Source organism: Mycobacterium sp. 1245852.3 (assembly GCF_001669335.1).
Classification (GTDB): domain Bacteria; phylum Actinomycetota; class Actinomycetes; order Mycobacteriales; family Mycobacteriaceae; genus Mycobacterium; species Mycobacterium europaeum_A.
The window spans coordinates 1-13,888 of the sequence record NZ_LZLL01000467.1 but is presented as its reverse complement, the minus strand read 5'-3'; the positions used below and the strand labels follow the sequence as shown (position 1 = coordinate 13,888).

Genomic DNA, 13,888 nt, shown 5'->3' with positions numbered 1-13,888 from the left:
GGCCCCGGCGGCGTCCTGGATGTTCGAGTACTACCCGATGCGCGACGTGCGCGAGCTGCCGGACGGATCCTGCGAGGCGGTGATGACCTATGCCTCCGAGGATTGGATGACGCGGCTGGTGCTGGGCTTCGGCCCCGACGTCCAGGTGCTGGCACCCGCGTCGCTGGCGCGGCGGGTGCGCGATACGGCGGCGGCCGCCCTGACCGCCTACGACGCCATGAACTGACAAAAGTCCAGGCGAGATGGTCCACCGCGGCGCGGCGCGGGCCCGCCGCCACCCGGCCCCGCTGCGGTAGCATCGGGTGAACGTCTGGAGGTAATCAAAGTGGGCAGTCTTAGTCCGTGGCACTGGGCGATCCTCGCGGTCGTGGTGATCTTGCTGTTCGGTGCCAAGAAGCTCCCCGACGCTGCGCGTTCGTTGGGTAAGTCGATGCGGATCTTCAAGTCCGAACTGCGCGAGATGCAGACCGAGAACAAGGCGGAAGCGCCGTCCCTGGAAACCCCGTCGGCCCCGCCGGCCGCCCCCCAGCCGGTGCAGTCGCAGCGGGTCGACGCGCCGGCGCCCAGCGAGCAGGGGCACAGCGAAGCACGTCCGGCATAGCCGTCACCATCGTCGCGCGCTGCCCGAGCGCCACTGACCGAGCATCGTGAAAGTCTTCAAGGTTTCAGCGCGCACTTCCGGCCTGCTGAGGCGCCTCAACCCGCGTAACCGGCGCAGCCGAACCAACCCGGACGCGACCATGTCGCTGGTCGATCACCTGACCGAGTTGCGGACCCGGCTGCTGATTTCGCTGGCCGCGATACTGCTGACCACGATTTTCGGGTTCGTCTGGTACTCGCATTCGATCTTCGGCCTGGAAAGCCTCGGTGAGTGGCTGCGCCATCCCTACTGTTCGCTGCCGCAGTCGGCGCGCGCCGAGATCAGCGCAGGCGGCCAATGCCGGCTGCTGGCCACCGCGCCGTTCGACCAGTTCATGCTGCGGCTCAAGGTCGGGCTGACGGCGGGAGTGGTGCTGGCCTGCCCGGTGTGGTTCTACCAGCTCTGGGCGTTCATCACGCCCGGGCTCTACCAGAAGGAACGCCGCTTCGCGATCGCGTTCGTGATCCCCGCCGTGGTGCTGTTCGTCGTCGGCGCGGTGCTGGCCTACTTCGTACTGGCCAAGGCGCTCGGCTTTTTGCTGACCGTCGGCAGCGATGTCCAGGTCACCGCGCTATCCGGCGACCGGTATTTCGGCTTCCTGATCAACCTGCTGGTGGTCTTCGGCGTCAGCTTCGAATTCCCGTTGCTCATCGTCATGCTCAACACCATCGGGATGCTGACCTATGAGCGGCTCAAGGCGTGGCGGCGCGGCCTGATCTTCGCGATGTTCGCGTTCGCCGCGGTCTTCACGCCCGGATCCGACCCGTTCTCGATGACCGCCCTCGGGTTGGCGCTCTCGGTCCTCCTGGAGTTCGCCATTCAGATCGCTCGGCTGCACGACAGGCGCAAGGCCAAGCGTGAAGCGCAGGCCGTGATTCCCGACGACGAAGCATCGGTGATCGAACCGCCCAGCGCGATACCCGAGCCGTCGCTGTCCGCCGGGCAACACGACGATGTCACCTGATCCGTCGCCGCCCTCCGACCTGGCGGAGCTGGTGGAGCTCACCCGGTTCACCGCCGATCTGCCCTTCGCGCTGGATGGCTTTCAGCATCGGGCGTGCGCGGCGCTCGAACGAGGCCACGGCGTGCTGGTCTGCGCGCCGACCGGCGCCGGCAAGACGGTGGTCGGCGAATTCGCCGTGCACCTGGCGCTGGCATCCGGCGGTAAGTGCTTCTACACCACGCCGCTGAAAGCGCTGAGCAACCAGAAGCACACCGACCTCACGGCGCGCTACGGCCGCGACCGCATCGGCCTGCTCACCGGGGACATGTCGGTGAACGCCGACGCGCCCGTGGTCGTCATGACCACCGAAGTGCTGCGCAACATGCTCTACGCCGATTCGCCTGCGCTGCATGGGCTTTCGTATGTGGTGATGGACGAGGTGCATTTCCTGGCCGACCGGATGCGGGGCCCGGTGTGGGAGGAGGTGATCCTGCACCTGCCCGACGAGGTGCGGGTGGTCAGCCTCTCGGCGACGGTGAGCAACGCCGAGGAATTCGGCGGCTGGATCCAGACCGTGCGCGGCGATACGACGGTCGTGGTCGACGAGCATCGGCCGGTGCCGCTGTGGCAGCACGTGTTGGTGGGCAAGCGCCTGCTGGACCTGTTCGACTACGACAACGAGAAACCGGCCGCGGACCGTCAACCTCGCGTCAATCCCGAACTGCTGCGCCACATCTCGCACCGCCGCGAGGCGGACCGCATGACCGACTGGCAGCCGCGTCGCCGGGGCACGGGCCGGCCGTCGCGGCCGCGCTTCTACCGGACGCCGACACGGCCGGACGTGATCGCCACCCTGGACTCCGAAGGGCTGCTGCCGGCGATCACGTTCGTGTTCTCCCGGGCCGGCTGTGACGCCGCCGTCCAGCAGTGCCTGCGCTCGCCCCTGCAGCTGACCACCCAGGAGGAACGCGCGCAGATCGCCGAGGTGATCGAGCACCGCTGCGGCGACCTCGCCGACGCCGATCTGGGCGTGCTCGGCTACTACGAGTGGCGCGAGGGGCTGCTGCGCGGCCTGGCGGCCCACCACGCCGGCATGCTGCCGGTCTTCCGCCATACGGTCGAAGAACTGTTCACCGCCGGACTGGTCAGGGCGGTGTTCGCCACCGAGACCCTGGCGCTCGGGATCAACATGCCCGCCCGCACGGTGGTACTCGAACGGCTGGTGAAGTTCAACGGCGAGCAGCACGTGGCGCTGACGCCGGGGGAGTACACCCAGCTCACCGGCCGCGCCGGGCGGCGCGGCATCGACGTCGAGGGCCACGCGGTGGTGCTGTGGAATCCCACCGAGGAGACCACCGAGCCCGCCGCGGTGGCCGGGCTGGCCTCCACCCGCACCTTCCCGCTGCGCAGCTCGTTCGCCCCGTCGTACAACATGACCATCAACCTGGTCCAGCAGATGGGCCCCGAGCAGGCACACCGGTTGCTGGAGCAGTCGTTTGCGCAGTATCAGGCCGACCGCTCGGTCGTCGGGCTGGTCCGCGGCATCGAGCGCGGCACCGCGATGCTCGACGAGATCGCCGCCCAGATCGGCGGACCCAAGGCGCCGATCCTCGAATACGCCCGGATGCGTGCCCGCATCGGCGAGATGGAGCGCGCGCAGTCCCGGGCGTCCCGGCTGCAACGGCGGCAGGCCGCCAGCGATGCGCTGGCCGCGCTGCGCCGCGGCGACATCATCAACATCACCCATGGCCGGCGCGGCGGCCTGGCCGTGGTGCTGGAATCGGCCCGCGACAGCACCGACCCGCGACCGCTGGTGCTCACCGAAAACCGTTGGGCCGGAAGGATTTCCTCGGCCGACTATTCGGGTGTGTCGGCGCCGGTCGGTTCGATGTCGCTGCCCAAGCGGGTCGAACACCGGCAGCCCCGGGTCCGGCGTGACCTGGCGTCGGCGCTGCGATCGGCCGCCGCCGGGCTGACCATCCCGGCCCGGCGCCGCGGCGGCCGGGGGGATTCCGATGGTGAATTTCATGATCCCGAGTTGGCGTCGCTGCGCGACGCGCTGCGCCGGCACCCGGCGCACAACACGGCCGGTGTGGAGGAACAGGTCAGGCAGGCCGAGCGCTATCTGCGGATCGAGCGCGACAACGCGCAGTTGGAGAAAAAGGTTGCGGCGGCCACCAATTCGCTGGCCCGGACCTTCGACCGGATCGTCGGGTTGCTCACCGAGCGCGGCTTCATCGAGGGGCGCGACGGCGATCCGCGCGTCACCGACGACGGCCGGCTGCTGGCGCGCATCTACAGCGAAAGCGACCTGCTGGTGGCCGAATGCCTGCGCACCGGCGCGTGGTCGGGGCTCAAGCCCGCCGAACTCGCGGCGGTGGTCTCGTCGGTCCTGTACGAAACCCGGGGCGGCGAGGGGCCGGGGGCGGGTTTTGCGGCCGACGCGCCCACCCAGCAAGTGCGCCAAGCGCTGCAGCAGACCTCGAGGCTGTCGATGGCGCTGCGCGCCGATGAGCAAACGCACCGGATCGCCCCGAGTCGCGAGCCCGACGACGGCTTCGTCAACGTCATCTACCGCTGGGCCCGCACCGGCGACCTGGCGGCGGCGCTGGCGGCCGCCGACCCGGCCGGCACGGGGTCGCCGCTGCTGGCGGGGGATTTCGTGCGCTGGTGCCGCCAGGCGCTCGACCTGCTGGACCAGGTCCGCAACGCCGCCCCGGACCCCGAGCTACGGGCCACCGCCAAGCGGGCTATCAACGACATTCGGCGCGGCGTCGTCGCAGTTGACGCCGGGTAGGCTAGGCCGGAGCTACCGTTAAGCGGCGATAGTGCATGCCAAGACACAAGGGCTGAGGGAGAAAGATGAGCGGACCGCAGGGATCGGACCAGCAGTGGCAGCCGCCCGGTCAAGGTCAAGGTAGCGATCACTCGTCAGAGCCGACTCAGGTGGCACCCACCTGGCAGGAGCAGTCGAACCAGGAGACGTCGTGGCAGGCCCCGGCCTACACCCCGCCCGCCGACTACCCGCAGTATCAGCAGCCGGCGGAACAGGCCTATCCGCAGCAGTATCCCCAGCAGCAGCCGGGCTATGCGCAACCGGGGCAGTACGGTCAGCCCGGCCAATACGCCCAGCCCGGGCAATACGCCCAGCCGGGCCAGTACGGCCAACCCGGCCAGTATCCGCAGCCGGGGCAGTATGGCCAGCCGGGTCAGTATCCCCAACCCGGCCAGTACGGCCAGCCGGGCCAGTACCCGCAGCAGTACCCCGGATATGAGCAGCCCGGCAAGAAGCGGCCCGTCGGCCTCATCGCCGGTGTCGGCGGCGCGATCGCGTTTCTGCTCATCGCGGTGGTGCTGGTGCTGGGTTTCTGGCAGCCCGGGTTCTTTGTCACCACCAAGCTGGACGTCAACAAGGCGCAGGCTGGGGTCCAGCAGGTGCTCAGCGACGAAACCAACGGCTACGGCGCGAAGAACGTCCAGAACGTCAAGTGCAACCACGGCCAGAACCCCACCGTCAAGAAGGGCGCCACGTTCGACTGCGACGTCAGCATCGACGGCGCGCCCAAGCACGTCACGGTGACCTTCCAGGACAACAAGGGCACCTACGAGGTCGGCCGGCCGCAGTAGCCGCCGGGCCGATCAGTTCGGCAGCCCGTCCAGCGCCTTTTGCAGGCGGGCGACCGACGAGCCGACGCCCAGCTCGGTCGCCAGTTCGGCGGTGCGTCGCGGATGGGCGGCGACCAACGGTATTTCGTCGGTGGACGTCGAGAAGGTGACGGGCGCGTCGGTCGCCACCCGCACCACCTTGCCGGCCGCCTCGATGTAATCCAGCGCCCCGAGCAATTTGGTGCGGATGCCCTTGGCCATCTTGGACTTCGGGTCCTGGGCGGCGGCCAGGATCCGCTGCAGCGAGCCGTGCTGGGCCAGCAGCGTCGCCGCGGTCTTCTCGCCGACGCCGGGCACCCCGGGCAGGCCGTCGGACGGATCGCCGCGCAGCAACGCGAGTTCGGCATAGGCGGGGCCGGCGCGATCCACCGGTACGCCGTAGTGTTCGGCCACCTCGGCGGGCCCGAACAACGTGGCCTTGCTCAGCCCGCGGCCGAGGTAGAGCACCCGGACCGGGACGGGATCGTCCGACACCACCTGCAGCAGGTCGCGGTCGCCGCTGACCACCACCACCGGGTCCTTACGTTCCCGGGCCGCCAGAGTGCCCAGCACGTCGTCGGCCTCGTAGCCCTCGGCGCCGGCCGTCGGAATCCCGTATGCGTCAAGGAGTTCGGCGATCATGTCGATCTGGGGCGTCAGGTCGTCGGGGACCTCCTCGACGTCCGGCTCGTCCTGCGGATCCTCCACGGCCACGCGGTGGGCCTTGTAGGACGGGACGAGGTCCACCCGGAACTGGGGACGCCAATCGAGGTCGAGGCAGACGGCCAGCCGGCTGGGCCGCTGCTGGGTGATCACCACGGCCATGGAGTCGATGAACCCCCGAACGGCGTTGACGGGCCGGCCGTCGGGCGCGGTGATCGAGGACGGCACCCCGAAGTACGAGCGGAACCACATGCTGGCGCCGTCGAGCAGCACGAGTGGTCGCATGCGGGTTATCGTCTCACGCCAATCCGCGCACCGAGTCGACGGTCGGCAGGCGGGGGTTAGCCTGACTGCCATGGAGTCTCACCGCTTCGACGCAGCAGTGTATGAACGCCGGCTGGCGGCCGCCGCGGTGGCGGCCGCCAATGCGGGCCTGGCCGGGCTGGTGATCACACCGGGCTATGACCTGCGCTACCTCGTCGGGTCGCGCGCACAGACCCTGGAGCGGTTCACCGCGCTGGTGTTGCCCGCCTCGGGCGAGCCGACGGTGGTGGTGCCGCGTCTCGAGCTGGCCTCGCTGAAGGAATCGGCCATCGCCGAACTCGGCCTGGCGGTGCGGGATTGGGTCGACGGCGACAATCCCTACGATCTGGTGGGCTTCGCGTTGGGCGGTGTCCCCGCCGCGACCGCCGTCACCGATGCCATGCCGGCGTTGCACCTGCTGCCGCTGGCCGAAGTGCTCGGGGTGCTGCCGGTGCTGGCCACCGACGTGTTGCGCACGCTGCGGATGGTCAAGGAGGAATGCGAAGTGGACGCGCTTCGCAAGGCCGGCGCCGCCATCGATCGGGTGCACGCCCGGGTGCCGGAGTTCCTGGTCCCTGGTCGCACCGAGGCCGACGTGGCCGCCGACATCGCGGATGCCATTGTGGCCGAAGGGCATTCGGAGGTCGCGTTCATCATCGTCGGGTCCGGGCCGCACGGCGCCGACCCGCACCACGGATATTCGGATCGCGAACTGCAGGTCGGTGACATCGTCGTCGTCGACATCGGTGGCGCGTACGAACCGGGCTACAACTCCGACTCCACGCGCACCTACAGCATCGGTGAGCCCGATCCCGAAGTCGCGCAACAGTATTCGGTGCTGCAACGCGCCCAGCGCGCCGCGTATGACGCGGTGCGTCCGGGGGTGACGGCCGAGCAGGTCGACGCCGCCGCCCGTGACGTGCTGGCCGCCGAAGGGCTGGCCGAGTACTTCGTGCACCGCACCGGGCACGGCATCGGGTTGTCGGTGCACGAAGAGCCCTACATCGTCGCCGGAAACGATCTGCCCCTGGCCGAGGGCATGGCCTTCTCGATCGAGCCGGGCATCTATTTCCCGGGCCGTTGGGGCGCTCGGATCGAGGACATCGTCGTCGTCACCCCCGAGGGCGCCCTGGCCGTCAACAACCGGCCGCACGAACTGATCGTGGTTCCGGTGGCCTGACCGACGCGTCACCGGGTCCGCGTAGGTTGGGGCGTGATGTCAATTCTGGATCTCCCGCTGCTTCCGATTCGCATCGCACGCCACGTCGCCGACGCGGTCTTGCACCCCAAGGCACCCGCGCCGGCTCCGGCGCCGCCGGCCGAGCTGGTCGTGGTCGACGGGATGCCCGAGGGCGTGCCGCCGGCGGCGCGGCGCCCCGAGCCCGCACTTCCGTCGCCCGCGGGTTGGCCGTTCGGCGAGGAGTTCCCGCGCACGTGCGGCGCCGGGCGGCTAGCCGGCGGCGCCCTGTTCTGGACCGACTTCCTCTACGACGACCACGGCGCGACGGGTGTCCCGATCGGCGACCTGAAGATCCAGGCGCCGCCGCGCGGAACCTACGTCTATCCCGACGGCCCCGCGGCCGGCAACGGCGCCGACATCTTCCGCGTCGCCATTGGGCTCACCGAGACCCACACCTGGTGGCGGATCGACTGGAACACCCTGCTGGACGCGTCGGTGCCCATCGCGCTGTTCACCTTCGACACGGACCCCGCCCGAACGGCGGACGAACACTGGCCCGCCGCAGCCGGGGTGCGTTCGAAGGGCATCGACATGGCCCTGCTGGTTTCGGGCACCGGCGCCGCGCTGATCGACCTGACCACGCAGGCCAGGACGCCGGTCGTGCACAGCGTCGACATGGAGTCGCGTTCGTTCCTCGCGCAGGTCCCGCGGTCGCTGGCCGATCCCACGGGCAGCTGGACGGTCCGCCTGGTCGCCGGGCTGGCCAACGCCGCGGGGGACGGCTTCGCCGACGTGTCCGCCCTGCATGGCGCGCTGCCCGGGCAACCCAACGTGTACAACGTGGCATTTCGCACCCACGAGCAGGAGCCGGTGCACCTGAACTTCTGGTCGGATGCCGCCCAGGCCGCCGCCCTGACACACGGCGACGTCTCCGAGTTCGCGGTGACGGTGCCGTGGGGTCAGCTGGCGGCCCGCAAAACCGCGCCCGAGCAGGTGATCACCGGCCCGTCCACCCGGTGGTACGTGTCGTCGGTCGAACTCGGCCAGGGCCTGGAACAGGGTTGGGCCGCCAACGACATCTTGAGCACCAAGCCGCAGTTTCTCGGCCGGGTGCAGCCGTATTCGATCAGCCTGCCCTCGAGCTACGCACCGGGTCGCACGCTGCCGCTGACCCTGTTGCTGCACTCGCTTTCACTCGGGCAGAGCCAGTTCGCCGCGATCGACCCGCACCTGCTGCACCAGGTGTGCGAGGGCCGTGACTCGGTCGTGGTGACGCCGCTGGCCCGGGGACCGTCCACCTGGTACTTCGACACCGGCGAACTCGACGTCTGGGAAGTATGGGCGCGAGTCGCCGAACAATTGGGCACCGACCCCAATCGCACTGTGATTTCCGGCTATTCGATGGGCGGGTATGCGACATACAAGCTGGGACTGAGCTATCCGCAGGTGTTCTCGCAAGCCGTGGTGCTGGCCGGCCCGCCGACGTGCGGGGTGCGGCTGCTGCCGCACGTCGACATTCCCGCCGACCTCGATCCGCATACGCCCTGTGCGCGTGAGGGTGACACCTGGAAGCTGCTGGTGAACGCCCGATGGCTGCCCTACGTCATCGCTCATGGGCTGCTTGACGAACTGGTGCCGTTCGCCTCGGCCGCCGAGCAGGTGCTGGAGCTGGACCGGCTGGGTTACCGGCACCGCTTCAGCGTGTACCCGCTCGAGGATCACATCGCCTGGGTGTTCCAGGACAAGTTCGAGGACCCGATCTCCCAAATGGGAACCGCTCTGCGCCAAGCGGATCCGGGACACATCACGTTCGCCTGGTATCCGCAACTGGTGCGCGCCGATCTGGGCATCGGGCCGCACCAGGTGTGGTGGTTGTCGGAGCTGGCCGCCGATCCCGAGGTGACCGCGCGGCGCGGGGCCGTCGCGGAGGTCGATGCCCGCTCGTATGCGCGGCCGGACCCCACGCACACCATTGCGCACCATCGCGGCGTCATCCCGCACTTCGAGCCGACGCCCGGGGTGTACAGCGAGCTGGACTGGCAAGTGGGACGACCGGTCGGCCCGCTGCCGTATTTGACGTTGCGCCTCACCGGAGTTGCCGGTTTACGAGTCGATGTCGCGCGAGCCGGGCTGGCGGCGTTGCCGACGTCGACCATCACGGTGGCCACCGATGTCACCGCCACGATCACGCTCGGTGGCTTGCCTGCGGCGGTCGACGTGCAACTCGATGGCGAACCGGCCGGGGCGACGGTCGCGGTCTCGCCCGGGCGACACCGCATCACGTTGACGGCCGCAGCGGCTGTTGATCGGTGAGTTGTGGCGCTAGGTGATTGTCGCTAGCTTGGCGAATCGATCATCGGGTGAATAGCGGCGACGGGCGGACCTGAGCGAAAATTCCGCTCGTGGCTCCCTTGGCTGTCGACCCGGAGGCGATGTACGCCGCGGGTAGTGCCGTGGGTGCCGCCGGCGGTGGTCTGGCGGCGAACCTGACGGTGTTGGCGGCGGGTTTTTCGGCCCACACCGGGGTGGATCGCGCCGGCGAGGTGTTCGGCCTGGCGTATCAGGACACCGCCGAGTCGCTGCTGAAGGCAGTGGCTGCCGTCGTGAATGCGTGCGGGAAATGCGGTGCTCTTATCCAGCAAGGCGCGTCGAACTATTCGAAGGCGGAGGCGGCCTCGACGCTAGGCGGCGGTGGCAGCATTTTGGCGGCGCCGCCCCCGCCGGAGGAACTTGCCGCTCCCAAAGCCCCGGGAACGATGGGGCCCGGAGAGCCGCCACCGGCGCTATGGGCGATCGTGGAGTCGCTCGTCCTCGAGTTGTGGCCCGACGGCGACGTGCCGGGTATGCATGCGGTCGCGTCTCGTTGGCGCGGCTTCGCCGCGGCGGCTAACGGGGTGCAGACGACTCTCAACGCGGCTAAGACACTGCTGGATATCCAACACCTTCCTGAAGGTGACAAGATCGATAACGCTCTCAACGAAATAGGTTCTGCGGCAGCGACTATCGGCGCGCAATGCGGCAAGCTGGCCAGTGCCATCGACAAGTTCGCCGACAAAGTCGGCCGCTCCCAACATGCGATTCGGGATCTGTTGCACCGGCTCGGGTCCCTGGGCGACCTCGGCCACGACATCATGCTCATTATCGACGGCGACGCATGGGACGAGATCAAAAAAATCGCCAAGGACATCAACGACGTGCTGCAGCATCTCGGGCAGGAGGCCCGCGCCGGCGTGCAAGGGATCAGGCTGCTTATGGAAGCGGCCGATCGCGAGGTCGTCACTTGTGAGAAGTACGCGCGCCGCGGGCTCGTCAAGTTCTTAGGGGAAGACGTCGGCAATCCGGTGGCGACCGCATTCGAGTTCGGGATAAATGCCCAGGAGGGCGTTCTCAAAGGTGCGGTCAACATGGGGTTAGGCCTTGCCGACCTGAGCCCGCATTGGATCGCCGTCGACCCCCAAGGCGCAGCTGCCACTTGGACCGGTCTGGTGAAGAATGCGTGGAAGGAGAGTTTGTTCAACGCTCCCATTCATCCCGAGGAATTCGCGCATGCGAGGCTGCAGGAGTTGAAAGGCCTTGTGCATGCCGAGGATTGGACCAGAGATCGACCCGGACTGGGCGCTGGTGAAGTCGCATTCGACCTTGGCACCCTGATCTCGCCCGGCCTCGGTGAAGGGGGCGCGGCGGCCGACGGCGCGGGTGCGGCGGCACGGGGGGCCGAGGAAGAGTCGGCGGCCGCTGGCGCTGCGGGGCGTGCCGGCGGAAAAACCGGAGAAGGGCTAAGCGGCATCGCGGGGGCTCGCGGTGAGCTGACCGGCATCACCAAGGCGAGCGCCGAGCTGCCCCAAAAACTCGCAGGCGTAAGTAAGGATTTGCCGGATATCAAGCCTCCGGCAAGTGGCACTCCCGTGGCAATGCCACCCGGCAAGCCGATTGAGCCGCCGGTCGAGTCGGTACCTCGCCCGTCCGAGGGCGTTCCCGGCGCACCCCAGGGGTCGACGCCCGCGGCAACCTCGCCGGGTCAGGCGGGCCCGCCCGGTGATTCGCCGCCACCCTCGAGTAGTCCCAATGGCGTTCCGCACGAGCCGAATTCGTCGCCCGCCCCTTCTGCACCGCCGGGTGGTCCCGTCGGCCCGCAAGGCCCTGCGTCCGTTCCCGCTGCGACGCCAGGCGGCCCGGGTGGTCTGCATGACCCTGCGCCTGCGCCGGCTGCGGCCCCTCCGCCGGGTGGTTCTGGTGGGCTGCATGAACCGGCCGCAGAGCCCGCTCCTTCGTCGGCACCGGCTGCGCCGGCCGCTCCCGGGGGTCCGCACGATCCGGCGTCTGTGCCATCCGGCGGCCCGCACGAACCCACCGCGGTGCCGGCAGAGGAGCCGCGTGAGCCGGTATCCGTGCCGGCCGGTGGCCCGCATGAACCGGCATCCGTACCGGCCGCGGGTTCGCCCGCAGCAGTGCCGACCGCTGCTGGTGAGCGCTTACCATCGGCACTTCCGCAACCGATTGACCACCCGCCGCCAGTGCCGCCCGGCGGATCTCCCAGCGGAACAGCACCTTTCGAAGTCCACTCGCCGGTACCCGGAGCTCCTGGATCTCCGCACACCGCGCTCCCGAACGGCTACCCGGCCGTAGTGCCAACGCCCGGCGGTGGCTGGCACGGGCCTGGCGACGGCGGCACTCCGGGCGGACACACGCCGGGAGAAACACCGCATAGTGCTAAGCCTGACGGAGGTGGCGACGGCGGTCCGCCGGGAGATCGGCCAGACGGAAAGACGCCGGACGGTGACGATCCGGGCGGGCATGGTCATGATCCTGAAGACACGAATCCTTCACACGGCGACGATGGGTCGGGCGACGGGCTCACCGCGGAGAAGCGCGACGAAATCATAGCCATGCCCAAAGGTGCTCGTCCTGATCCTTCGGAGTATCTGTCGTCGCAATATATCGAGAGTCATCTGCAAAAATTTAGCGATGGCGCAACCCGATTTATGCCAGAAAGCAATCTACAGAAATATGGTATCGCTCAGCGGGATGGGACATCATTTGTGATGCCCCGCCATGAAGCCGATGCAATGACAGCAGCCATCGGGGGAGACTTGCGGGCAATGGAGAACGAGCTTGGATTACCTCGAGGATTCTTGGACTCTAATAACGTTGTCAGGATCGATATCGCTGACCCAGGAGATTTCAATCTGCGGATTCCATCCGGCAACGAGGCCGGAGCGAACGAACAATGGATCCCTGGAGGTGTCTTACCTAATGGCTCATCGGAGGCGGTCATAGATGGTGGTTCGATATCGCCAGACCACTACACTGTAACTGATGTCTTTGAGTAGAAAGAAATGTTATGAGATTTGATGATACGTATTTTTCGCGAGAGGATCGATACTCGATCGGCGTGGAGTCAATGTCGGGCCGTTACTACGCGTCAATACCGGTAAGCAATGGAATTGTCGACTACGAAGAATATTACGAGCTTACACCGGATCAATATCGCCAGTTCCTAGCCGACAGGCAAGCGGCAATTGACTTCATTGAAGCTTGCCGTCGGCGTGAGCACGACGATCTACTTCTGCAGCAACCTGGCAACAACCGCGGGACGCCCGTTTAAACGTCGGTCGAATATTCATGAATAGTGGACACCCACCCGACCGTCTCCAAAGTCGGTGACTCGTGTCCGAAACAAGCATTGACGCGTCGATTTCGAGCGACGGAGTGGCTAAGCATGGACCCGGCAACGATCAACGCCGCAATCGTCGTAGCTATCGGTGGTACCGCTATTCCCCATGTCGACATCCAGAAGTTGCGAGAGGTATACGGGCCATCGCAAGCCGAATGGCTACTGCAGCGCGTTTCGGAACTGGTCCACGAGGCAGCGAGCATCCCAATCGAATGGGGCGACATGACGCTAGCCGAGGGCGTGAACGACCTCCTGCGGCGCTTCCATGAAAAGCATCGGGACTTATCGGAAGAAGCACTGCACGAGATCGGCCGATGCGTCGGATGGAACCTTCGTTAACCGAAAAGCAATAGCGGTGCGCAGCGCAGCAAAACTGAACGGAGAGCTGCAAAACTACTAGCCCCGGTCCAAAAGATCCGACGACCCGAGCACCCGCTCGATCTGAACCTCGATGACCACGCGTCGTGGATTGGGGCGCGGGGTGCGGTAGCGCTGGGCGTATCGCAGCTCGGCGTCGCGCACGGCGTCGGGGTCGTTGTTGACCTTGGACCGGCCCTCCAGCGACAGCCACCGCGCGCCGTCCACCTGGCTGAGCACGGCCAGCCCGCCGCGATCGGCGTTGACCGCCTTCTGCGAACCCCCGGTGGTGATGACCCGCGCGATGTGCGTCTTGGGGTCGAAGGTGAATCCGACCGCCACCACGTGCGGCGAATTGTCGGCTCGCAGCGTGGTCAGCATGGCCAGATGCCGTTCCGACAGGAACGCCAGCGCATCGTCGGTGAGCCGGGTAGTGGTATTCGCCATCACCGCCCACGCTAGCGCAGGTGATAATCGCAGCCG

The 13,888-nt window shown here is 67.7% G+C and carries 12 protein-coding genes; 10 read left to right on the top strand and 2 right to left on the bottom strand.

Annotated features, from left to right (window positions below; genetic code table 11):
- The 5 genes from A9W96_RS20725 to A9W96_RS20705 all read left to right on the top strand — a co-directional run.
- Positions 1-226 (top strand): YafY family protein (locus A9W96_RS20725; protein WP_156765341.1); only part of this gene is annotated, 226 nt, incomplete at its 5' end.
- A gap of 99 nt (positions 227-325) precedes the next feature.
- Entirely contained in the window at positions 326-601 is a 276-nt protein-coding gene (gene tatA / locus A9W96_RS20720) for a Sec-independent protein translocase subunit TatA (RefSeq protein WP_067142640.1), read from the top strand.
- Between the two features lie 46 nt (positions 602-647).
- Positions 648-1,604 carry a twin-arginine translocase subunit TatC gene (tatC, locus tag A9W96_RS20715; RefSeq protein WP_156765340.1) on the top strand — a complete coding sequence of 319 codons (957 nt, stop codon included), beginning with the start codon at positions 648-650 and terminating at the stop codon, positions 1,602-1,604.
- Positions 1,605-1,623: 19 nt separating this feature from the next.
- Positions 1,624-4,380 (top strand): RNA helicase, encoded by a 2,757-nt coding sequence (locus A9W96_RS20710; protein WP_067142643.1) that lies wholly within the window; start codon positions 1,624-1,626, stop codon positions 4,378-4,380.
- Between the two features lie 65 nt (positions 4,381-4,445).
- Entirely contained in the window at positions 4,446-5,210 is a 765-nt protein-coding gene (locus tag A9W96_RS20705) for a DUF4333 domain-containing protein (RefSeq protein WP_066864663.1), read from the top strand.
- Positions 5,211-5,222: 12 nt separating this feature from the next.
- Here the strand turns inward: A9W96_RS20705 and A9W96_RS20700 are convergent, their stop codons facing one another.
- Positions 5,223-6,176: a 5'-3' exonuclease gene (locus tag A9W96_RS20700; protein WP_066864660.1), complete on the bottom strand. Its 954-nt coding sequence runs from the start codon at positions 6,174-6,176 to the stop codon at positions 5,223-5,225.
- A 70-nt stretch (positions 6,177-6,246) separates the two neighbouring features.
- Between A9W96_RS20700 and A9W96_RS20695 the strand changes: the two genes are divergently transcribed.
- The 5 genes from A9W96_RS20695 (at position 6,247) to A9W96_RS20675 (ending at position 13,387) form a co-directional block, all read left to right on the top strand.
- Positions 6,247-7,374, top strand: a complete 1,128-nt coding sequence (locus A9W96_RS20695; protein ID WP_067142636.1) for a Xaa-Pro peptidase family protein — start codon at positions 6,247-6,249, stop codon at positions 7,372-7,374.
- 36 nt (positions 7,375-7,410) lie between these two features.
- Positions 7,411-9,687: an alpha/beta hydrolase-fold protein gene (locus A9W96_RS20690; protein WP_067142633.1), complete on the top strand. Its 2,277-nt coding sequence runs from the start codon at positions 7,411-7,413 to the stop codon at positions 9,685-9,687.
- 89 nt (positions 9,688-9,776) lie between these two features.
- Positions 9,777-12,704, top strand: a complete 2,928-nt coding sequence (locus A9W96_RS30675) for a hypothetical protein (protein ID WP_231999764.1) — start codon at positions 9,777-9,779, stop codon at positions 12,702-12,704.
- Positions 12,705-12,715: 11 nt separating this feature from the next.
- Positions 12,716-12,979 carry a hypothetical protein gene (locus A9W96_RS30670; protein ID WP_082972520.1) on the top strand — a complete coding sequence of 88 codons (264 nt, stop codon included), beginning with the start codon at positions 12,716-12,718 and terminating at the stop codon, positions 12,977-12,979.
- A 114-nt stretch (positions 12,980-13,093) separates the two neighbouring features.
- Positions 13,094-13,387: a hypothetical protein gene (locus A9W96_RS20675; RefSeq protein ID WP_067142624.1), complete on the top strand. Its 294-nt coding sequence runs from the start codon at positions 13,094-13,096 to the stop codon at positions 13,385-13,387.
- Positions 13,388-13,444: 57 nt separating this feature from the next.
- On the opposite strand, the gene A9W96_RS20670 is transcribed toward A9W96_RS20675, so the two are convergent.
- A complete protein-coding gene (locus A9W96_RS20670) occupies positions 13,445-13,852 on the bottom strand; it encodes a F420-dependent biliverdin reductase (protein ID WP_067142621.1) in 408 nt (135 codons plus the stop codon).
- Positions 13,853-13,888: the final 36 nt, after the last annotated feature.

Coding starts and splice junctions, on each gene's coding strand:
- A9W96_RS20705 (WP_066864663.1), top strand. CDS start 4,446: ATGAGCGGACCGCAGGGATCGGACCAGCAGTGGCAGCCGCCCGGTCAA.
- A9W96_RS20700 (WP_066864660.1), bottom strand. CDS start 6,176: ATGCGACCACTCGTGCTGCTCGACGGCGCCAGCATGTGGTTCCGCTCG.
- A9W96_RS20695 (WP_067142636.1), top strand. CDS start 6,247: ATGGAGTCTCACCGCTTCGACGCAGCAGTGTATGAACGCCGGCTGGCG.
- A9W96_RS20690 (WP_067142633.1), top strand. CDS start 7,411: ATGTCAATTCTGGATCTCCCGCTGCTTCCGATTCGCATCGCACGCCAC.
- A9W96_RS30670 (WP_082972520.1), top strand. CDS start 12,716: ATGAGATTTGATGATACGTATTTTTCGCGAGAGGATCGATACTCGATC.
- A9W96_RS20675 (WP_067142624.1), top strand. CDS start 13,094: ATGGACCCGGCAACGATCAACGCCGCAATCGTCGTAGCTATCGGTGGT.
- A9W96_RS20670 (WP_067142621.1), bottom strand. CDS start 13,852: ATGGCGAATACCACTACCCGGCTCACCGACGATGCGCTGGCGTTCCTG.